The organism is Alicyclobacillus fastidiosus (assembly GCF_026651875.1).
GTDB lineage: Bacteria > Bacillota > Bacilli > Alicyclobacillales > Alicyclobacillaceae > Alicyclobacillus > Alicyclobacillus fastidiosus.
Genome location: NZ_CP104067.1, coordinates 3,605,327 through 3,626,080 on the forward strand (window position 1 = coordinate 3,605,327; position 20,754 = coordinate 3,626,080).

General features: G+C 54.6%; 23 protein-coding genes. 9 read left to right on the forward strand and 14 right to left on the reverse strand.

Going from position 1 to position 20,754, the window contains the following annotated elements; genetic code table 11:
* Window positions 1–3: 3 nt before the first annotated feature.
* On the reverse strand, window positions 4–2,109 hold the full coding sequence (gene topA, locus NZD89_RS17755) for a type I DNA topoisomerase (protein ID WP_268004112.1): 2,106 nt from the start codon (window positions 2,107–2,109) through the stop codon (window positions 4–6).
* Between the two features lie 457 nt (window positions 2,110–2,566).
* Between topA and NZD89_RS17760 the strand changes: the two genes are divergently transcribed.
* The 3 genes from NZD89_RS17760 (at window position 2,567) to NZD89_RS17770 (ending at window position 4,258) form a co-directional block, all read left to right on the forward strand.
* On the forward strand, window positions 2,567–3,439 hold the full coding sequence (locus NZD89_RS17760) for an MYG1 family protein (RefSeq protein ID WP_268004113.1): 873 nt from the start codon (window positions 2,567–2,569) through the stop codon (window positions 3,437–3,439).
* A 500-nt stretch (window positions 3,440–3,939) separates the two neighbouring features.
* Window positions 3,940–4,065 carry a hypothetical protein gene (locus NZD89_RS17765; RefSeq protein ID WP_268004114.1) on the forward strand — a complete coding sequence of 42 codons (126 nt, stop codon included), beginning with the start codon at window positions 3,940–3,942 and terminating at the stop codon, window positions 4,063–4,065.
* Window positions 4,052–4,258: a hypothetical protein gene (locus tag NZD89_RS17770; RefSeq protein ID WP_268004115.1), complete on the forward strand. Its 207-nt coding sequence runs from the start codon at window positions 4,052–4,054 to the stop codon at window positions 4,256–4,258. The genes NZD89_RS17765 and NZD89_RS17770 overlap by 14 nt, the downstream gene beginning before the upstream one ends.
* Window positions 4,259–4,262: 4 nt before the next feature.
* Here the strand turns inward: NZD89_RS17770 and NZD89_RS17775 are convergent, their stop codons facing one another.
* A complete protein-coding gene (locus NZD89_RS17775) occupies window positions 4,263–6,143 on the reverse strand; it encodes an APC family permease (RefSeq protein ID WP_268004116.1) in 1,881 nt (626 codons plus the stop codon).
* A gap of 240 nt (window positions 6,144–6,383) precedes the next feature.
* Here NZD89_RS17775 and NZD89_RS17780 point away from each other — a divergent pair, with 240 nt between their 5' ends.
* On the forward strand, window positions 6,384–7,229 hold the full coding sequence (locus NZD89_RS17780) for a pirin family protein (protein ID WP_268004117.1): 846 nt from the start codon (window positions 6,384–6,386) through the stop codon (window positions 7,227–7,229).
* A 56-nt stretch (window positions 7,230–7,285) separates the two neighbouring features.
* On the opposite strand, the gene NZD89_RS17785 is transcribed toward NZD89_RS17780, so the two are convergent.
* Entirely contained in the window at window positions 7,286–8,509 is a 1,224-nt protein-coding gene (locus tag NZD89_RS17785) for a glycosyltransferase (RefSeq protein ID WP_268004118.1), read from the reverse strand.
* 164 nt (window positions 8,510–8,673) lie between these two features.
* Here NZD89_RS17785 and NZD89_RS17790 point away from each other — a divergent pair, with 164 nt between their 5' ends.
* Window positions 8,674–9,066, forward strand: a complete 393-nt coding sequence (locus NZD89_RS17790; protein ID WP_268004119.1) for a DUF5684 domain-containing protein — start codon at window positions 8,674–8,676, stop codon at window positions 9,064–9,066.
* A gap of 187 nt (window positions 9,067–9,253) precedes the next feature.
* Here NZD89_RS17790 and NZD89_RS17795 read toward each other — a convergent pair whose 3' ends face one another.
* Genes NZD89_RS17795 through NZD89_RS17805 form a run of 3 tightly spaced genes read right to left on the reverse strand, consistent with a single transcriptional unit; the run spans window position 9,254 to window position 13,319 of the window.
* Complete coding sequence (locus tag NZD89_RS17795; protein WP_431308628.1) at window positions 9,254–11,119, reverse strand: ABC transporter ATP-binding protein; 1,866 nt, start codon at window positions 11,117–11,119, stop codon at window positions 9,254–9,256.
* Window positions 11,116–12,843: an ABC transporter ATP-binding protein gene (locus NZD89_RS17800; RefSeq protein WP_268004120.1), complete on the reverse strand. Its 1,728-nt coding sequence runs from the start codon at window positions 12,841–12,843 to the stop codon at window positions 11,116–11,118. The genes NZD89_RS17795 and NZD89_RS17800 overlap by 4 nt, the downstream gene beginning before the upstream one ends.
* Window positions 12,840–13,319 (reverse strand): MarR family winged helix-turn-helix transcriptional regulator, encoded by a 480-nt coding sequence (locus NZD89_RS17805; protein WP_268004121.1) that lies wholly within the window; start codon window positions 13,317–13,319, stop codon window positions 12,840–12,842. Before NZD89_RS17805 ends, NZD89_RS17800 begins: the two co-directional genes overlap by 4 nt.
* 164 nt (window positions 13,320–13,483) lie before the next feature.
* Here NZD89_RS17805 and NZD89_RS17810 point away from each other — a divergent pair, with 164 nt between their 5' ends.
* On the forward strand, window positions 13,484–13,630 hold the full coding sequence (locus NZD89_RS17810; protein ID WP_268004122.1) for a hypothetical protein: 147 nt from the start codon (window positions 13,484–13,486) through the stop codon (window positions 13,628–13,630).
* 84 nt (window positions 13,631–13,714) lie between these two features.
* Here the strand turns inward: NZD89_RS17810 and NZD89_RS17815 are convergent, their stop codons facing one another.
* Window positions 13,715–14,020: a DUF3892 domain-containing protein gene (locus NZD89_RS17815; RefSeq protein ID WP_268004123.1), complete on the reverse strand. Its 306-nt coding sequence runs from the start codon at window positions 14,018–14,020 to the stop codon at window positions 13,715–13,717.
* Window positions 14,017–14,640 carry an HNH endonuclease gene (locus tag NZD89_RS17820; RefSeq protein ID WP_268004124.1) on the reverse strand — a complete coding sequence of 208 codons (624 nt, stop codon included), beginning with the start codon at window positions 14,638–14,640 and terminating at the stop codon, window positions 14,017–14,019. The genes NZD89_RS17815 and NZD89_RS17820 overlap by 4 nt, the downstream gene beginning before the upstream one ends.
* 174 nt (window positions 14,641–14,814) lie before the next feature.
* Here NZD89_RS17820 and NZD89_RS17825 point away from each other — a divergent pair, with 174 nt between their 5' ends.
* A complete protein-coding gene (locus tag NZD89_RS17825) occupies window positions 14,815–15,378 on the forward strand; it encodes a CbrC family protein (RefSeq protein ID WP_268004125.1) in 564 nt (187 codons plus the stop codon).
* On the opposite strand, the gene NZD89_RS17830 is transcribed toward NZD89_RS17825, so the two are convergent.
* Together NZD89_RS17830 and NZD89_RS17835 are read right to left on the reverse strand one after the other, a co-directional pair.
* Window positions 15,369–16,190, reverse strand: a complete 822-nt coding sequence (locus NZD89_RS17830; RefSeq protein WP_268004126.1) for a class I tRNA ligase family protein — start codon at window positions 16,188–16,190, stop codon at window positions 15,369–15,371. The two genes, NZD89_RS17825 and NZD89_RS17830, sit on opposite strands and share 10 nt — an antisense overlap.
* Window positions 16,138–16,623: a class I tRNA ligase family protein gene (locus NZD89_RS17835; RefSeq protein WP_268004127.1), complete on the reverse strand. Its 486-nt coding sequence runs from the start codon at window positions 16,621–16,623 to the stop codon at window positions 16,138–16,140. The genes NZD89_RS17830 and NZD89_RS17835 overlap by 53 nt, the downstream gene beginning before the upstream one ends.
* Before the next feature lie 116 nt (window positions 16,624–16,739).
* On the opposite strand from NZD89_RS17835, the gene NZD89_RS17840 reads away from it, so the two are divergent.
* Complete coding sequence (locus NZD89_RS17840) at window positions 16,740–17,087, forward strand: hypothetical protein (protein ID WP_268004128.1); 348 nt, start codon at window positions 16,740–16,742, stop codon at window positions 17,085–17,087.
* A 157-nt stretch (window positions 17,088–17,244) separates the two neighbouring features.
* Here the strand turns inward: NZD89_RS17840 and NZD89_RS17845 are convergent, their stop codons facing one another.
* The 3 genes from NZD89_RS17845 to NZD89_RS17855 all read right to left on the reverse strand — a co-directional run bounded on the left by NZD89_RS17845 (window position 17,245) and on the right by NZD89_RS17855 (window position 19,261).
* Complete coding sequence (locus tag NZD89_RS17845) at window positions 17,245–17,553, reverse strand: sensor histidine kinase (protein WP_268004129.1); 309 nt, start codon at window positions 17,551–17,553, stop codon at window positions 17,245–17,247.
* Window positions 17,553–18,425, reverse strand: a complete 873-nt coding sequence (locus tag NZD89_RS17850) for a histidine kinase dimerization/phospho-acceptor domain-containing protein (protein WP_268004130.1) — start codon at window positions 18,423–18,425, stop codon at window positions 17,553–17,555. The genes NZD89_RS17845 and NZD89_RS17850 overlap by 1 nt, the downstream gene beginning before the upstream one ends.
* A gap of 173 nt (window positions 18,426–18,598) precedes the next feature.
* Window positions 18,599–19,261: a response regulator transcription factor gene (locus NZD89_RS17855; RefSeq protein WP_326492859.1), complete on the reverse strand. Its 663-nt coding sequence runs from the start codon at window positions 19,259–19,261 to the stop codon at window positions 18,599–18,601.
* A gap of 259 nt (window positions 19,262–19,520) precedes the next feature.
* On the opposite strand from NZD89_RS17855, the gene NZD89_RS17860 reads away from it, so the two are divergent.
* Window positions 19,521–19,742: an SHOCT domain-containing protein gene (locus NZD89_RS17860; protein ID WP_268004131.1), complete on the forward strand. Its 222-nt coding sequence runs from the start codon at window positions 19,521–19,523 to the stop codon at window positions 19,740–19,742.
* A 130-nt stretch (window positions 19,743–19,872) separates the two neighbouring features.
* Here the strand turns inward: NZD89_RS17860 and NZD89_RS17865 are convergent, their stop codons facing one another.
* Window positions 19,873–20,751 carry a PIG-L deacetylase family protein gene (locus NZD89_RS17865; RefSeq protein WP_268004132.1) on the reverse strand — a complete coding sequence of 293 codons (879 nt, stop codon included), beginning with the start codon at window positions 20,749–20,751 and terminating at the stop codon, window positions 19,873–19,875.
* Between the last annotated feature and the right edge of the window lie 3 nt (window positions 20,752–20,754).

The following is a 20,754-nucleotide window of genomic DNA, read 5'->3' on the forward strand; positions in this document are numbered from 1 at the left end:
CGATTAGGATGATTTGCGCGTTCCCGAATCCTCGAGCGGCGCCGCGTGTGGATGTGCCTTTTCGTTGCTGCACAACACGGTCACCTTCCCACGCGATTGTTTCTCGACCATCGGATGCGCACAGATGGGACACAACTGCCCCGTCGGCTTCTGCCACAATACATAGTCGCATTCTGGATATCCGCTACAGCCGTAAAACACTTTCCTGCGCTTTCCGCGGCGCTCCAACAGCGGTTTGTCACACTTCGGGCAGTTCACGCCCACTTCCTTCGTGATAGCCTTGGTGTTACGGCACTCGGGAAACCCGGGACAAGCCAAAAACTTGCCGTAACGGCCATTTTTATAGACCATCATCCGCCCGCATTTTTCACAGGGGATGTCTGACTCCTCGTCTTTCAGCTCCACGTGTTCAAGTGAAGACTCCGCGTGTTCTAAGTCCTTCTCGAACTGGTGGTAGAAGCCGTCCAACAGCTTTACCCAGTCGGCTTCCCCGTCCTCGACGGCGTCCAACTCACCTTCCAGATTGGCAGTGAAATCGACGTCAATCAACTGTTCGAAGTTATCGACCAAGAGGTCGACGACGATTTCTCCAAGCTCCGTCGGCACAAACCGTTTCTGCTCGAGCAGGACGTATCCGCGCTTCAAGATGGTATCAATCGTCGGAGCATACGTACTCGGACGACCGATCCCCAGTTCCTCCATCGCCTTGACGAGGCTGGACTCGGAATATCTCGGTGGCGGCTGCGTGAAGTGTTGTTCCGGTGTCACCTTCGAGGTCTTCAACACCTGACCCTCGGTCACCGGCGGCAACAGGCGACTCTTGTCATCGTCATCTTGGTCGTCGTTGCCTTCGATGTACACGGCCATAAAGCCAGGAAACTTGATCACGGAACCGCTCGCACGAAACCAGGCCCCATTTACCTCCGAATCGACGGAGGTGGTATCGAGTACCGCAGAGGACATCTGACTTGCGACAAAGCGATCCCAGATCAACTTGTAGAGCCGAAATTGATCTTTCGACAAATGGTCTTTGATCTGTTCAGGATGACGAAGCGTAGATGTCGGACGGATGGCTTCATGCGCGTCCTGCGCGTCGTCTTTCTTACTGTACTTTCGCGGCTCGGCAGGCACATACGGCGCACCAAATTCACGCCGAATATACTCTCGCGCCTCGTCCTGAGCCGACTGCGCAATCCGCGTGGAGTCCGTACGCATGTATGTGATGAGACCAACCGTTCCTTCACCTGGGATGTCTAGCCCTTCATACAGCTGTTGCGCGACGGCCATCGTCTTGTACGCGCGGAAACCGAGCTTTCGAGCGGACTCCTGTTGCAAGCTGCTCGTAATAAACGGCGCCGCAGGATTTCTCCTTCGCTCCGACTTCTTCACCTTGCGGACCGTCAGCGGCTGACCATCGATTCTGTTTAACAGCTCGTTGACCGAATCCTCGTTTGGAAGCGGGGTCTTTTGCTCGTCATATCCATAGAAACGAGAGGTTAATTTTTTTGCATCCACCTGCGAGGTGACGTCGACGGTCCAGTACTCTTCAGGTTGAAATTTGCGAATCTCGTTTTCCCGGTCGACAATCAATCGAACAGCGACTGATTGCACACGGCCTGCCGACAACCCTTTCTTCACTTTACGCCACAAAAGCGGGCTTAACCGATACCCTACGAGACGATCGAGGATGCGACGCGTCTGCTGCGCGTTGACCACGTCCATGTCGATCTTGCGCGGCGACTTAAATGCGTTCTTGATGGCATCCTGCGTAATTTCGTGAAACACCACCCGACACGTGTCGTCTGGGTTCAATTCGAGAATGTGCTGCAGGTGCCAGGCGATAGCCTCACCTTCCCGATCAGGGTCGGCCGCGAGAAAGACTTTCTTCGCCTTCTTGCTCGCGCTCCGAAGCGCCTTGATGACGTCGCCCTTCCCGCGAATAGTGATATATTTTGGTTCAAAGCCGTGCTCGACGTCGACGCCGAGTTGGGACTTTGGCAAATCGCGAACGTGGCCCATGGAGGCTTTTACCGCATACCGCTTCCCCAGATATTTCCCAATCGTTTTCGCTTTTGCGGGCGATTCGACGATGACTAAATAATCGGCCACAACTTCTCCTCCTGTTCGTCTCACGCCATGGCGATTCCTGGTGCCTTGGTTCAACCCATCTTATCACCCGACTAAAATTCAATGCAAACGCGTTCCAACGCGAGTTTTGTCGATTCCGTCGAAACGTTACTTGTGTGACGGATAAAGTTAGTTTAATGTGATTTCGTTCACCACCATCTGTGCGGTGTGAAACCGATGTATTCCAAATATGCTCGGTTAGCTCATATCCTTATCCCACTTGCTATTCGTTTGTCAAGTGCTTTCCGATTGCGCAACCATCCTTGACCATGGTCGAGGCAGCACAAACCGCCCAAATTCAAACATCGCGGATGAACGCGCCTTCGCATGGAATACTGCGAAAATAACAGTTCACATGTGGCCGGGCTTGGTGAAGTTCTTTCATTTAATAGCCAACCCGCACCGCGACAACAAAACGTCTTCATAAGGAATGAAACTCATGGTCATTGGTACACATCACGGGAAATTTCACGCGGACGAAGTGTTCGCTGTAGCCATTCTCAAGCAATTTTATCCCGACGCGAAGGTCGTCAGGTCGCGCGACGACGATATCCTCTCACATTGCGACATCGTCGTCGACGTCGGGCGTGGCAAGTACGACCACCATTCCACCGACAAGGTCTATCGCGACAACGGCATTCCATACGCGAGCGCGGGCTTGATTTGGCGCGACTTCGGCCACGAGTGCGTCGATCGGCTAGGTACCAGTGCGGATGCAAACCGGGTGGTACAAACCGTCGACGAACGCCTCATCCAAGCCATCGACGCCATCGACAACGGGGTCGATCTCGACCGCGACCCCCGCATCAAAGGGATCTCCGAGCTCATTGCGGGGTTTAACCCTCCGTGGAACTCAGACCTGGATGAAAACGACGCGTTCGACCAAGCAGTGCAATTTGCTGCACATATTCTCAACAATACGATGCGGTCGGAACTCGGGCGAATGGCTGCGATTGAGATTGTGAAGGAAGCGTACGGCAGGCGGGAAAAAAAGGAGATCCTCGAACTCGACACCTTTTGTCCTTGGTCGGAGACGCTGTTCGAGCTCGACCACGACGCGTCCGTCCTGTATGTCATTTTTCCGGACAGACACGGCCAGTACCGCATCCAAGTCGTCCCCAAGGTACTGGGTTCGTTTGAGGCGCGCAAACCGCTGCCGCAGGCGTGGGCCGGTCAAGAGGGACAGGAGTTGGGTGAAATCATCGGCGTCGGCGACGCGGTATTTTGCCACCCCGCCCGCTTTATCGCCGGGGCTCGCTCACGCGAGACCATCATGAAGATGGCAGAGTTGGCACTTCAGAGCGACGTGTGATCGCCACGCAAACCAACTGCCTGACGGCGCCCCTGATTTTTGAAGCGGGGGCGCGGCGCGCAGTGGACCGATCATTTCTCAAAAAATAATGAAAATCGGCCTAATCCGACATCCGCAGACACACCGACTTACACTTCACCATCATGGTTGACCATGACTTGAAACGCACAACCCCGATTGCCCACCAAACTGCAGGTCTTGACGAAGCCTAACCGCTCGTACACGCGAATGGACCGCCCCAATCCAGTAGAACCCAATCAACCTGAGGTCTTCATCGAGCACGCATCGATATGCTCCATTCGTCAGATCAGCGATGGTGTCGGGCGAATCTTGGAGCCCAATTATACTTGTGAGCGCACTCTAGTTCGACCTCGTCAAGAGAGTCTCAGAGCCGCCACAGCTATCGACTTGTGAGGCGTCCTTGGTAGCAAAGTGGGTCTATTTTTCTACCGCTAGGGCATATGTATGGAAGTAAACAACTAGGAGAGAGGAGACTTACCATGACCGGGCAAGTGCTAGAGTTGATTTGTGATGGAGATTACTGTGCAGAGGATGTAGAGTTGCGCCAGCTATACACCATCGCGGACGTCGAAGGCTGCGAACGACGCGGCAATGGCGAGCGATAACGCCACAAAGCTTAGCAAACGAGGTAGCCAAGCGGGATTGAACTCCGGGATAGCAGCTGGCGCCGCTCCTTCCAAAGATACGTCTTTCAACAAAGAGGAAGTCGCCGCCCCTGAGAATGGCGTGTTCTCGGAGGCGGCGACTTCGTCGCATTGGCTCATCGATGACAGCATAGGAAGGCGTGAATGCCGCTAAGCCATCATCGTTCCAGGTGGTACGGAACGGTCATCACCTTGATGTGCTTGTTGATGACCAGCCAAGCCATCAGGATACTGGCGGTCTTGTTGTGCAGCAGTTTATGCCACCAGCGCTTCGTAATGAACTGCGGAATGACCACCGTGATGTTCTCAGGAGGATACGTTTGCAACTCGAATTCGATAAATCGCTGCAGCCGTTTCCCAACCGCACGGTATTGTGAATGCAAGACAATCAACCGCACGCCGGAGTTGAGTTTCTCCCAATCCCCCTCGATCTTGTCCGTGCGTTGTCGACATTTCTCCTCCGAATCATCCGCGATGACGGTCACCGCGATGACATTCCGAAAGTTCGCCACTGCGTACTCGAGGGCGTTGACCGACGACTTGTTGACAGACGCGATAGGGACAATCGTGATGGACTCCTTGCGCGGTTGCATCGGCCGCGTTAAATCGTACTTTAAGTCCTGGCGAAGTTGCATATAGTGCTTCTGGATTCTGCTGAATACGAGAATCATCGCAGGAACGCAAATACACACCAGCCAAGCCCCATCCTGAAAGCGCGTGATGCCAAAGATGAGACACGCGCCCCCAGTCAACACGACACCCGTGGCGCTACCGATGGCACTCAACAACCACTTGTTCTTGCGTTCCTTGAGCACGCGCACGACCATGCCAAGTTGCGAGATGGTGAACGTATAGAATACGGACACGCCATAGAGCGGCATCAGTCGATCGACCTTCGCGTCAAAACAAATGGTGAGCAGCAGCGAGATAAACGTCAAAAAAACGATGCCGTTACTATAGACTAACCGCGTACCTTTGTGCAGTACCCACCGCGGCATAAACCCGTCGCGAGCCATCGAGGACCACAGCGCCGGACACCCCGTAAACGCCGTATTCGCCGCGATGGTCAGGATGCACATGGTCGAAATCGAGATGATCACCGTCACGACATATCCGATACCGTGTGTTCCGAAGATCAGCATCGATTCCTGATTGATGAGCGGAACTTCCGGATTGTAGCGAAGGCCGTGCACCATCGCCACGCTGGAAACGATAAAGAACAACAAGCTCAGCGTGATGACGAGCGTCAGCAACAGGCGCTGGGCACGTTTTACGGACGGTTCGCGAAAAACGGGCACCGAATTCGAAACGGCCTCAATCCCAGTCAGCGCACTGCAGCCGTTCGCGAACATCTTGAGGAAGAGAAACATCCCCATCCCTTGGACGGCGTGCATTCCCGCATAGGTCGGTAGCTCGATCGCGCTCGGGTGCAGAAGTCCCTTGATGACGGCGGCGACACCAATCAGAATGATACAGCCGATGAAGACGTACGTGAACGGTACGAAGACACTGGCAGATTCGCCGGTACCACGTAAATTTACAATCATAATTAATAGCGTCAGGATGATGTTGAACAATAGTTTGTGGTGTGCGATGAACGGGATCACGGGGGCGATAGCATCCACCCCTGCCGCCACCGACACCGCGACAGTCAACGTATACCCAACGATTAGCGTAGAGGCGGCTGACAACCCCCAATACTTGCCGAGATCGTTGATCCCGATGGCATACGCGCCACCCCCGAGCGGATAGCGCCGAATGATGTTGCGATACGCCAAAAATAATAGAAAGGCGAGTCCGACGATGATGCTGGTCCCGAGCATTGAGAACCCAAGGACATTCGTGACGTACGCGTGGGTCGACGTCGCGACGAGTAAACCAGCGAGGATTCCCTCCATCTGGTCTGTTGCATATGCTACGCTAGACAAGGCATCCGGTGTCATGACCGCCATGCCCTTCAGTACACCAATGCGTACTTGAAGGTCTTCTTTGGTCTTCAGTGGTCTCCCCACGATCCATCTTTTAATCGTTCCGACCATGATGTGTATTCAGGCCCCTAACTCAGCAGTCTGTGTTTCGACAGAAGCAGTATATAACTTTCCACTCAACTTAAATAGGTGTTTGTCCAAAACCCAGAATTTTTCATGCTTACGTCACAAACTGCCACACCTTGTGCAGGAACGATAAGGAATTTAACGACTCACTTTTTTAATGTTACTGTGCTACTATTTAGCTGTTCCAACGAACGTCTTTATTTGATAAAACAAGGGTGTGACACCGTGACCACAAGTGCACCATACCAACGGTCTGTGCAGCGCGTACGGACCGTGCATCCACATCAACAAAATCCGAACCATACGGTTGCGATGGTGATCGAGCCGGGTAACTGGTCGGAACACGACCCATTCTTACTGTTGGCCGAAGACTGGTTTGAGCAGGGTACCTTTGACGTACACCCGCACCGCGGCATTGAGACGGTGACCTACGTCATTGAAGGGACGCTAAACCACTTCGACAACCGGCACGGAAAAGGGCAGTTGGAGCCAGGGGATGTCCAGTGGATGACGGCCGGGCGCGGCGTCATTCACAAAGAAGACCCGACGCCGGACCAGCGCGTACACAGTCTGCAGCTTTGGGTCAACCTAAAAAGCGAGGACAAGATGACGCAACCTCGGTACCAGAACCTGCGCGCCGAGGACATGCCCGTTCGCAAAGCTGACGGAGCCACGGTGCGGGTCTTTTCCGGATCATCTGCAGATGCGCGCGCGACGACGAAAAACTACGTCCCGGTCACCATGGTCGAACTGACTCTCGACGCGGGTGCCGAGATCACACAGGATCTTCCGGGTGGGTACAACGGATTCATTTATATTCTGGAAGGCAGCGGACGCTTCGGGGCAGGTGCCGAGTACGGAGAACAGCACCAAGTGCTGTGGCTCGACAGGCGCGAGGACGTCGCCGAAAGCGAAGTCGTGATTCGCGCGGAGCGCGACCTGCGGGCCTTGCTGTACGCGGGCCAACCGGTCGGTGAACCGGTCGTCGCCTATGGCCCGTTCGTGATGAATACGCCAGCGCAGATCAAGCAGGCTTTTGAAGACTACGCCGCAGGTAAGTTCGAAGCGTGATTTGAGGTCAATCAGCGGTCCAATTAAGGGAGTCTCCACAAATGTTGGAGATTCCCTTAACTTTCGTTCAGACGACTGGACTCACCTCTGTTGCGCAACACCCGCGCGAGCTCGCCCACCACCGACTCCGTCGCGTACGCAGCCGGCGCAGACACGACTGGTCTCTCGAGAATGAGTTTCTCGACTGCGCTGGCAATCCGCGAAGTCTCGTAAGGACTGACGACGGTATGACCGCACACCCGCAGGATTTCCGCCGCTGTTCCCAGCGAATCCGTGATCCCCAATATCGGTCTACCCGCCCCCAGGTAGTCCATCAGTTTGGACGCGAGAAACGGGTTGACGCCGCTTTTCGACGGCGCATCGATCAACACCAGCACGTCGGTCTCGCTCATCTCTATCAGGCTGTCGAAGTAAGAGGCCTTAGATTGGTCGATTCGCACCTCGCGTCGGTCGACTTCGGCCTGGTATTTTGGAGCTAAGCTTCCGACCAACCGGATGCGAATCCGCCCTGTCCACTCAGGTCTTTTCCTCTGCACCTCGCATACCGCATCGATCAACGGTTTTGGCGATCTCGCCCCATAGAAATCGCCAAAGTATCCGAAGGTCACCACGTCCGTGTCCGTTGGCGCCGTTGTCGCGGCGCGAGGACGGTACAACTCCGGGGTATAGTGATGCGGGATGACAAACGCCTTCTCGGCTACGCACACATGCGGATACGCGTCCACGTACATCGCCAGGATCTCCTTTGTCGGGAAGACGAGCGAATCCGCGTGTTCAATTACGCGTCGCTCCCAGCGGCGGTCAAACCGCTTGCGAAAATGCGTATGCCCTTCGTGGTACGGGTTCGCAGACCATGGGTCACTAAACTGGGCGATCCACGGCTTGCCCGTTTGCCGCTTGATGCGATACGCCAGAATATGACTCGCACCGGGATGGGAGCGGCTGTAAATCACGTCCCCCGAAAGCTTGTCCAAGAACGTCTTCCGCGTTTTCCGAGCGAACAGGAACGCCTCATCGACCGCGAGTCCCATGCCCCGCGAGACCACCTTAGCGAGGAACGGATTTCGCAAGTGAAACACATTTCGCCGGATGACCTCCACCTGCGTAGGCAATGCCATGTCGTCATCCAGCCGCCGCGACCCATCCACAGAACTTGTCAGCAGTTGCACTTGAAAGTCCCGCGAGAGCGCCCGAATGGTTTTCCAGACCAAAATGGACTCCGCGTTGAGGACAGGTGGTGCGTGATAGGAGACGACGAGAACCTTCATCCGTTCGGTCATTCAACCACCTGCAATCCTGAATTTTTCCCCAATAGTAAACAATTGCATTCTCTTCGTCCAGCTGCCAAGCCAATGTCTGTATCCCTTTAAAATTGCCCAAATATATCCATCGATCTACCGCGAGATTTACACTATATTGATCACACAATTCATTCCAAAGGGGCATGTTCGTTGGTCGGCTTCTCATCATCGCGCTTTACGTCGTGAGTGCGTTGGCACACTATCAACTGTGTAAGCGAGCGGGCGTGAAACACCGGTGGATGGTCTGGGTCCCCATTCTGTACATTTTCCCAATTCTCTGGACGATTCAAAAGTCAGGCTGGAATGTGCTGTTTCTCCTGATTCCGGTCGCCAACATCGTGTTCGCAATCATCTGGCACGTCAAATACCTTCACGCGTTCGGCAGGTCAGGTCACTGGTTGTGGTTCATTCTGCTGCCCGTTCTCGGCCCAATCATCATGGTTATCGTCTTAGCGCAAACTGCATACTCGAGAAAAACGATTTATCACCTGCGCCAACCCGGAGTGACGCCGGACTTCGATTCATTCAAGTGGTAACCTGAAGAGATATCAGACGAATTAGACGACAAAAAAGGGCTGTCCCAAAAAGAGTGGCACTGAAATGGGTCAGTCCCCGCATTTCAACGAAACAGCCTCCGCCTCCACTGTTCAGGTGGAGACGGAGGCTCTATTATATGTCGGGACACCCCGTTTTAAGTGCGAACATAGGCGCTCGAGCGTATCCTTACCCAACGCTGTTCGTCACCGCTCCAGCGGCAAATTGACTATTGTACAACTCTGCATAGAAACCGCCTCGCTCGAGCAACGCGCTATGGGTGCCCTGTTCGACGACCGTTCCCCGATCCATCACGAGAATTAAGTCAGCGTCGCGAATGGTCGACAACCGATGCGCGATGACGAAACTCGTCCTTCCCTTCATCAGTTCCTTCATAGCGTTCTGAATCAGAACTTCCGTCCGCGTGTCGACACTGCTCGTGGCTTCGTCGAGAATCAAGATGGCCGGATCTTTCAGAATGGCTCGGGCGATGGTCAAGAGCTGTTTTTGCCCCTGTGATAGATTTGACGCCTCTTCGTTCAAGATCGTCTGGTAGCCATCTGGCAACGTCCGAATAAAGCGGTCCGCGTGCGCCGATTTCGCCGCTTGCACGACGTCCTCCTCGGTCGCATCGGCGCGCCCGTACGCGATATTTTCATAGATGGTCCCGTGAAACAGCCACGTATCCTGTAGAACCATCCCGAAGAGACTGCGCAAGTTGTCTCGTTTCAGGTGTGCGATGTCCCGGCCGTCAATCGTGATTTTTCCGCCGTTGACCTCGTAGAACCGCATCAGCAAGTTGACGAGCGTCGTCTTTCCCGCACCAGTGGGACCGACGATGGCGACCGTTTGACCACTCAACACGTCGATGTTCATATCCTCGATGAGCAACGCGTCCGACCGGTAGCCAAATTTCACGTCGTGGAATGCGACATCGCCCTTCGGTTGGTCAATCACTTTAGCGTCGAGCGGCTCCTCCACCTCTTCCATCTCGTCTAACAATTCGAAGACGCGTTCTGCGGATGCGATGGTAGACTGGATGATGTTCGCAATGCTAGACAGCTGTGTAAGCGGCTGAGAGAATTGTCGGGTGTATTGAATGAACGCTTGAATATCGCCAATTTGAATCGCTCGCCGCATCACGAGAATCCCACCGATGACACTCACGAACAAGTACCCAAGGTTGCCAATGAAATTCATAAGCGGCATGATCAGGCCAGAAACGAATTGCGATCTCCATCCGGATTCGTACAACTGGCGATTGATCTCTTCAAATTTCGCGATGGACCTCTCCTCATGTCCAAACGCCTTCACAATCTTGTGTCCCGTGTACATTTCCTCGACGTGCGAGTTCAATTGACCTAAGGATTTTTGCTGTGCTTTAAAATTCTTTTGTGAGCGCTTCGCCACCATCCGCGTCACCAGCAGGCTAAGAGGGAGTGTAAGGGCCACCACGAGCGTCATCAGGGGACTGATGGTGAGCATCATGACAATCACGCCGACAAACGTGATGACAGACCCGATGAGTTGCGTCAAGCTCTGCTGTAATGTGTTGCTGATATTGTCGAAGTCGTTGACGAACCGACTCAGGATTTCACCGTTCGGACGAGCGTCGAAAAACTTGAGCGGCAACCTCGCAAGCTTTTGGTTCGCTTCGCGCCGCAGCGCGTACACCGTTTTCTGCGCGACACCTGCCATCACGTATTGTTGAACGTAACTAAACGCCGAACTGAGCACGTACAATACCGCCAGAACGACGAGGATGTGCACGATAGGCGCAAACTTTAAGTCGCGAGCCATCACACCCTTGAACAGGAGCGTCGTCGCTTTCCCCATCAAATCTGGGCTGACGATGCTAAACACCGTACTCAAGATCGTCGTCAGGACGACGACCATCAGTCGGAAGCGGTGTGGTCGAAAGTACTTCATGAGTCGGCGCAACGTCCCTTTAAAATCCTTCGCCTTTTGAACCGGCATCCGCCCGTGCCCAAAGTTGCCGCGACCCATCGGCATCACAGGGCGCAACTGAGGTACTTCTCTGCGTTCGTTACTCATGCGGTTTCCCCCTCTGCCAACTGTGAGGACACGATTTCGCGGTAAACTTGGCAGCTGTCGAGCAAGGCCGAGTGAGACCCCATGCCGACGACCCGCCCACCGTCCAACACGATAATCTGATCCGCGTCGACCACCGTACTCACGCGTTGTGCGACCACCACCACCGTCGCGTCCCCAACCTCGCTCTTGAGCGCCGACTGCAACTGGGCCTCCGTCTTGAAATCGAGCGCCGAAAAGCTGTCGTCAAACACGTAGATCTCCGGTTTCCGAACCAGCGACCGAGCGATGGACAAGCGCTGCTTCTGCCCGCCTGAGACGTTCATGCCACCTTGGTCGAGATTCGAGTCAAACCCATCCTGCATCTCCAGGACAAACGAAGTGGCCTGCGCGACATCGGCGGCGTGGCGGATCTCTTCCTCAGTGGCATGTTCGTTGCCATAACGGAGGTTTTCCGCGACTGTGCCGGAGAACAGGACCGCACGCTGTGGCACAAACCCAATTTTCTCGCGCAGGTGTTTCTGAGACATCTCCCGAACGTCGACGCCGTCCACCAGAATGCATCCTTCATCGACCTCGTAAAAGCGCGGAATCAGACTGACTAATGTCGACTTGCCAGCTCCCGTCCCGCCGATAATCGCAGTCACCTGACCCGGTCTCGCCTGAAAGCTCACATCCTCAATCGCGGGATGTTCCGCACCTGGATAGCTGAAGGTAACGTGCCGAAATTCAACCGTGCCCCTGACCTCGTTCGCCTGCTTCGCGTGCACCGGGTCTTGGATCTCCGGAACCATCTGCAGGACTTGGTTGATTCTCGCCGCCGACGCCGAGGCACGAGGAATGACGAAGAACATCATCGACACCATCATGATGGCGAACAGAATCTGCGTGACGTATTGAATGAACGCCATGAGGGAGCCAATTTGCATCGCGCCGTGATCGATTCGAATACCACCGAACCAAATGATGGCGATGGTCGAGAAATTCAAGACGATCATCATCGCCGGCGTCAAGGACGCCATCGTTTGGTTGACCTTCGTGGCAGTGTTGGTGAGGTCAAAACTGGCCTTATCAAAACGCGCTTGTTCATAGTCCATCCGGTTGAACGACCGAATGACCCGAATCCCGGTGAGATTCTCTCGCACCACGCGGTTGAGCGTATCAATTTTCTTCTGCATCGTTCGAAACAAGGCAGTCGCTCGGCTGTACACCAGGTAGATCACCAATCCCAGTACAGGCATCACGACGACGACGACGATGGCGAGTTTGGCGTCGGTATAAAACGCCATGATGATGCCCCCGACAGCCGTCAGCGGGGCGCGGATCATCAATCGCAACATCATGTTGACTAACTGCTGAACCTGCGTAATGTCGTTGGTCGTCCTCGTGATGAGCGACGAGGTGCCAATCTGATCGAACTCGTGGAGTGTGAAGTTTTCTACATGCGTAAACACTTTGCTGCGCAGCGTCCGGCCGAATCCCGCCGCCACTCGCGAGGATAAGTATCCAGCGATGATGGAACACGCGGCCGCCGCGATGGAAACAAGCAACATCAGTGCACCCACCCTGAGAATGTAGGGCACGTCGCCACGCACGACTCCGATGTCCACGATATCGGACATCTGCCTGGGCAGATATACGGTTGACAAACTTTGTAGGAAGATAAGCACGAGGACGCTGGCGACGGAAAGCCAATATGGTTTCAACCCGCGAAGTAGTTCCTTCATGCGCGCCACTCCTCTGTCGATACGCACGCTTGTTGCTCGTCGTAATACTGACAGACCTGAGCGAGCAAAGCGGCCAGTTGCTCACTTCTCTCCTGACCGAGAAAGTCGACCAAGCCATTGAGCGAGTTCAACGTTTCTGTCCGCGCTCGCACAATCTCCTCCTGGCCGCGGTCCGTCAACCGAACGCGAATCACGCGTTTGTCCTCGTCGTCCATCCGACGTTCCACAAACCCGCTGGCTTCCAATCCCTTAATCAGTTGTGTGACCGTCGGCACCGCCACGTGAAGCAGTTCGCTGATCTCGGAAACCTTGAATCCGTTCACGTGTTGTCGTTCACCCCTGCGAATGGTGAACAGTACGCGGATATCACTGGGCTTGCGCCCGGTGGATCGCCGACCGATCCAGTTCACTCGTCGAAATCGCATAAACGACTGAAATAACTTGGCTGCCGCCGATTGATCAAAGTCATCCATCATTTGCATTTCACCTCAATTGCACGATCCGAAAACACTTTTATTTTATTAGGCAAACTAAATAATAGGACGCTGAATCGAACCTGTCAATTCGGGTAGGGGAAACTGTCTTCGCATGGTATGAATCGTTATCCGAAATGGCAAGGTATGATCGAGGTGATACTGCCGTGATACAACGAGCGCAAGATCCCATCGGGAACCCATTTCTGTGGTCTCTGATCCCCATCGCGATGTACGTGACGTTCTTTGGCATTGTGGTCGGGGCCCGGGCCGTCGAGCGGGCAAATGAGAAGGAAGCGCATTGCGATTGTTGAGCAGGCAAATGCCTCAAACAGGGCTGACGGTCCCGTCAGCCCTGTTTGCGCGTCGCGCGAGCGGAAAGCCGCGCCTGTGGCGATTCAAAACTCAGGTAAATGGTCCAAATTGTTCTCGACGATGCCATCCGGTTCGCTGCGCAAAATGTCCCGGCCGTACTTGTGAAATACGTCCACGTGCGCCAGATGACCCGCTTTTGCTTCCGCAAGCGCTGTGACGTAGTCGAGGTCTCGTCCTTGGTTCGTACGCACTGCGATAATGTCGCCATCGTCGTTTTTGCGCACGGCGACAATGCCCTCTCTGCCGTCGTTCTCTGCATCGTAGCCTGACGGCCGGTTCTGTGCCCTGTACCGCTCATAAATTTCCTCAAAGTTGTCCTCCATGGTCATCCCTCCCCACCTACATCTTGCGCTGATAAGACGGGGAATACCCGCGGCTCAGACCGACTTCGACCTTTGTCACGGGCCGCGAGGAGCGCTCTGCGGCGCTGCACAAAGGCGGTGGCCAAGCGATAGCGCTGCACAACGTAGCCGGCGTACGGCGACGGAATTCCTTCTCCTGCGAGCAGTTCGAGAAACGTATAGGCATCTTCATTCTGCCGTTTTTGATTGCAGCTTTCACACGCGCAAAACAAGTTTTCCGGGTGGTAAGGACCGCCATCGGAGTAGGGCACGACGTGATCGACTGTGTTGGCCTCGTCACCGCACCACAGACAGGTCCCGTGATCCCGCTTGAAGACAATGCGTCGATACAACGCGTTGTTCTCCGGGGCGTCGTTGAGCCAAAGATTTCCTTGGCGGTCCCAGCGCGCCCGCCCAGCGGCCACCTCCTTGCGCGCCCTGTCCAGCGTACAAGGCGTCAATACCTTCCCTTTGGCGCTCTTCACCGGAACTACCGAATCTTGTTTTAACTGGTGGCCGCAGCGAGGGCACTGATATTCAGCTTTCATCAACGCCCGAATCGACCAGGTCGCCTTGCAATTGGGGCACATACCTTCTGTTGCTTCCATTGATAACACCTTCATCGATCCCGTCCGAAGACGAAGGGTAACACCCGCAAGTTCCCTCGCTATCCGTAGCATATGATGACCATTTCATTTCTCGTGTATGATGGCAGGAGGAACGCGAATCGCGATTCTTGTACAACCTATATTGTAAATCAATCGACCTTGAGGTGATCCCAAATGTCGTCGCGTCGCACATCTTTGCCTACGTTTGTCTACCACCGAGATCCGGTTCAGACCGGTGCCATTGAACCGCGCCAAATCGTCTGTGCCGCTTGTGGGGAACATAGCCCATACGCATATCTCGGCCCAGTCTTTGCGGACGACGAAATCGAACAGATCTGTCCGTGGTGCATTGAAGACGGACAAGCCGCCGCGAAATTTGACGCGGAGTTCGTCGATGCAACCGATTGTGAACCAGTGGCCGACGCGTCTTCTCTCGATTTATTGGTCACGCGCACGCCAGGTTTCGCCGGTTGGCAGCAGGAGCGGTGGCTCAGTCACTGCGGCGATTTTTGTACCTATATCGCAAACATCCCAAACACGCATGTAAAGGAGCAGGAAGAACTCATCCAAACGATAGACCGGTCTACTTCACCGTCCGTTGACACGCTGTTAAAGCGACTGTCAGAGTCGCACAAGGGGCCTTTGGACCGTCTGCTGGATGGCGAAACCCCATACCGCATTCACGTCTTTGAGTGTCGCCACTGCGGGATTCGCCGCGGCTACGTGGACTATGCCTGATGCTCGCCGCCAAATCGCCTGCGGTACGCCTCCACGTCCGCGCGCTCCACGCGACGAAATAAGAGCTCTGGAAGTTCGAATAGGTGCCCGTCAAAGTCTCCATCCAACTCGAGTAATTGTGCCCACGGCGCGCGGGAATCCAGATATCGATTACCGAGCGACCAGAGTTCACGAAGTGCCTTCAACGCCTTGCGAAACTCTGTCTGTCGAAGGTGGGTTCGATACTGCGAGACGACCCGCGCACAGTCCGCCTTCAACTGAACCTCCACCTCGGTGAACGGAGCACGACCGCCTGGTACCTGGCTGCCGAAGTGACGGGAAGTAAGTGTCAGCGTGCGGTTTACGAAATTTCCGAAGTTGCCTACCAAATCCTTGTTGATCACCGTGGCGAACAACTCCCAGGTAAAACCCGCGTCATCCGCTTCCGGCGACTGAGCCAACAGGAAGTAGCGCCAGTAATCCGCCGGATAAAGGGCCAGCGCGTCGTCGAGAAAGATTCCCCTTTTCAGACTCGTCGAAAATTTCCCCCCGTAGTACGTCAACCAGTGAAAACTTTTGATCCGGTGCGGCAAGTTCCACTGCTCTCTCGTCCCGAGCAACATCGCCGGGAAGAAGACTGTGTGAAAAGGTACGTTGTCCTTGGCCATGAACTGGGTGTAGACCACATCGGACTGGGTGTCCCACCAAGTTCTCCAATCGCGTTTACCAGGGTCCTCGTGGGCCCACTCCTGAGTACCCGCAATATATTCGACTGGTGCATCAAACCAAACGTAAAACACTTTGTTTGCGAACCCGTCCCGCGGTACGTCCACGCCCCAGGATAGATCTCGCGTGATACCCGCACTTCGGGCACGTGCCCACCACATACCGATCGGGCAGATAGCGCTTGTCTGACAAAGAGTACATCTGTTGCGTGTCGCGGGCTTCGATGAACCCGTGAGCCTCCAGGCGCTGGTAGATCGCTTGTGTCAGCGCGTGATTGGGTGGCGAACTACTTCGGCCAAAGTGGTCAAACGACAGGCCGAACCGCGCGTAAATTCCGGCCTGAACCTCGTGCATTCTGCTACAGTACTCGCTCACTGTCATCCCGGCTTCGCGCGCGGACAGTTCCGCAGGCGTGCCGTGTTCGTCCGTGGCGCAGATGAACAGGACGTCTTCCCCTTCCTGACGCAAGAATCGGGCATACACGTCGGCAGGCAGCAACGATCCCGCCAAATTCCCCAAGTGCATCAAGCGTATTTTCATGCGCTCATTGGCTCAGTTTTCTATCTTTCAACGCGATTTAGAGAATCGTTCTGTAACCTACATCAGGGAGGACATTCCCAAACACGAAGAACACTCTTAGCAAGGGAGTCTGGTTTATGGAGCACGTAGCGTACGTTGAACAAACTATGGTTGCGTATTGCTTGGGCAAACCCGAGGATCTTGCTCTGGGCGTCAATCACTTTAACGAAACGCTCGAGGACATCCGAAGAACGGGTCGCGAGATCTGGAATCTGTCCGACGCAGCTGGCATCGTGCAGCGGGATGAGCACTGGTATTTGTGGGTCAAACACAAAATGGACAACGGAACGATGGAAGGTCGCATCTACGAGAGTGATCAAGTCGAAGACGTTTTGAATACAGTCTGTATCGCCCTACCTTGGCTCAGTGCGTACGACAGAATGCACATCGCACGCCAGGTTCAGCACGAGAAACACACCATGTAACCCGAAGGTGACCACATACAGCAAAACGCTCGCTTAGGACTAGCAGGGGCCGCCCCTGCTAGCCCTATGTTTTCGACGTTTCTATCTCGACGTTTCTATCTATGGAAACGACACCTGTCCCACAGGCATCTACAGGACGTCCACAACAGCGGTGGCACTACCCTCGCGAGATCCAACCGACGAGAAACGCTCCGCCATCCGGATGGTTTTCTGCGACGAGATCTCCTCCGTGCGCCTTAAAAATGCGTTTCGCAATGGTCAAGCCAAGTCCCGCACCACCTGTCGTCCGATTCCTCGACGATTCGCCCCGATACAGAGGTTCAAACACATGGTTCAAATCCCGAGGATCAAATCCCGAACCGGTATCCCGCACCGAGACAAACGTTCGTTCCGATTCGTTGTACCAACAAACAGATATCAGACCGCCAGGCGGCGTGTGCCGAAGGGCATTGTCCAAGAGATTCATCATCGCCCGCTCCAATAAATGCAAATCTCCTCTCGCGAAACACGACGTGCAAGAGTTTCCAAGACGATTGAGACGCCCTTGTCCTGAACCTGCCCCCGCAGGTTGTCTACAGACCTCTCCACGACCCGAGCCACGTCGACATCGTCGGCCTGCAGTGTCTGTTCCATGTATTCGAGCTTCGTGAACGCAAATAAATCGGCGACCAGTCGGTCAAGTTGGCTGGCCTTCTCAATACACACCGCCACATACTTCGCCATCTTGTCGGGCGTACGCGCGATCCCTTGTTCTAGGCCGTCCAGATAACCCCGCAGGGCAAATAGCGGCGTCCGCAAATCATGCGCGACCGCCCCCATAAAAAAGCGACGCTCCTCCGCCAATTCAGCTTGTTTTTGAAACGATTCAGCAAGCCCTGCCACCATCACTTTAAACCCCGTCCGAACAAGTTCTATCTCGGTGACGCGAGAGCTCGGCAACTCGATGTCGAGATCCCCTTCAGCAATGAGCCGCGCAGCGCGACTCATCGCTTCGAGTGGCCGTACGACATATCGTTGCATTTGGAATCCGACCAAGAAAATGACGCAGAACATCGCGGCGACTGCTGACAGGTCGGCCACAGGGTCGTTGGGCCCCGACGCATATACCTTAACCGATCCCACCACTTGTCCGTCATCCACGACGGTCGTCTGCGAAACGGACATCCAGTGTCTTGCGTGCCTATAACCGGAATCAAAAATCTCGCGACCAGTCGGTGAAAGGATGACGACTTCCGTCCCAGACTGGCCCAATTGTTTCTGAAGATCGCTCTGCCATGTTGGGTTTGTCCAATTCGCAAAGGTCATCACCACGCGATTCATCGTTTGATTTAAGGCCACTTTTTGTTTTTGCTCCTGTGCTTGGGACCAGGGTTGCAGCGTTCTCGCGCCGATACAATGGACGACGAGGTACACGAGCATAGGAAGGAATGACGATGATGGAAAGCATGCCGACAACCATAAACTTGCGAACGCGAAGTGTCTTCATATCGGGCTTCCCTCAAAGCGATACCCTACCCCCCCCACACGTTTACGATGTACATTGGGTCGTTCGGGTCTCGCTCAATCTTTTCCCGGATGCGCGCAATGTGAACGCGGATGGTGTGCTTGTCGCCAACGCCCCCCCAAAAACGCTCGAGTAGCCGTTCATAGGGGAAGACTTGACGTGGATGCTCTGCCAACAAGCGCAGCAAGTCGTACTCCTTAGGTGTCAACGAGACGTCTTGTCCGTCCACGCGAACCGTTCGCGCCGATATATCTAACTCTAGCCGCCCGTAGTTCAAGACGGTCTGACGTGGGCTGTGCAGTCCAAAGCGGCGCAACACCGCCTTCACTCGCGCGACCACCTCGGCCGGGGAAGCGGTTTTTACGATATAATCGTCGCCCCCGAGGCCCAATCCCCGGATCTTATCTACATCGTCATCTCGCGCGCTCAAAAACATGATGGGCACGTCGCTCTTGGTGCGGATTTGACGACACAGCTCAAACCCATTTTGTCCCGGCATCATCACATCCAGGAGGATGCAGTGCACCTGCTCGTCTCTCAACAGGCGCAACGCTCGTTTTGTGTCGCAGGCAGCGAGCACGCGAAATCCGTCGTTCTCCAAGTAATCGCGCATTAACCCGACGATGGTTTCATCATCGTCGACGACCAACACCGTTTGTAGCTGGTTCACAAATATCCTCCACTTTCGCACGACATGTGCGGTCAGACACCACATCGTCCACTGATCTTACGGCCAGTGTACCACGCCGAACATGCGACGATGGCGACGCTTCAGGAGGGTTGTCGCAAACCGTGACGCATTGTTGATCGTTTCGTGACTTTTTCATCCCACGTTTGAGACATTCAACCGCTATTCTCGTACCGTGCTGCAAATTCGAGCAGCCTCAATCGCACGAAACCGACCAAATAAGTCGAAGGGGGTCTCACATATGTGGTGGGGACACGGTCATGGATTTGGATGTTTTGGATTTTTTATCTTCCTAGCGATAGTAGTCAGTTTTATCGTGATTCGCGTTTGTACGTTGCGCAGGTACGGGGGATGCGGCCGTCGGTGGGCAGACGACGCCGAAGCCATCCTCAGAAGGCGGCTCGCGAGCGGCGAGATCGACGAGACAGAATACCAAAAGCTAAAGGATGCGCTCAAACGCTGACGGCCAAAGGACGATGACCCACAGGGTGCCCCACTGTGCGGAGCAGAGGGGCACCTGTATGCCAATCGCACAATCTAAGTGCCTGACTCGATTGACATGCTCTCATTCATCGACTCAACGCCGTACCGAATCAACTGAACACGGCCGTTGGAAAAAAGTGCAATTGTTTGGTGGACAGCACCTTAAACGCTTCGGCGAAACCGACTTGCGTAGGCGCCCCGTCTACTTCGTCGAGGCTTGCTCGGCTCTGCAACAGCCGATAGTACTCAGAAGCCTGGTATTCAAAATACTGTTGCAACAATGGCCACTGTTCGTTGTCAAACTGACTCCAATGCGCCAAAATCGCCGACATCTTCACTTTCCAATAGGGAGTGACGTCCACGAACGTATTTGGATAACTCGACGCGTAAAAAGCAACCTGTGGAATGTGGCAAGGGGCGCCTGCATGAGGATAGGAAATATTCCCTGCGAAGAGCACCGCAGCGGCTGTGGCACGCCCAACTTTTTGATGATCAGGGTGTGCCTCATATGGGACCCACGGGTCGACCGTCATCACCATCTCTGGACCAACCCTTCGCAACACGGGTAAAAGCGCCTCCATCACATCGCGCTCTTCGTACTTACCCCCATCTTCAAAGCCGAGTTCCACCTGTTCTACCACCCCTAAACACTGACCCGCGTGAAGGCGCTCCTGACGACGGATTTCAACCAAAGCACCTGGCGATAGCGATGGGTCAGAGCTGCCGTAGCGCCCATCGGTCACCGTCACAAACACGATTCGACAGCCTTGGTGTGCCAGCGTCGCAACCAGTCCACCCGCGCCAACCTCGTTGTCATCCGGATGTGGCTGTACGCAAACCAGCGACTTGACTTGCTGAACATCTTTCATTCGAAGCAATCTCGAAATATCCACTCGAGCACTCTCCCCTTTCATCTGTACTTTGCGGTGGAAATTCTGACGCAGCAGTCGGATGGATGGAAAGAAGATGTGTGAATAGACAGAAGCCACGGA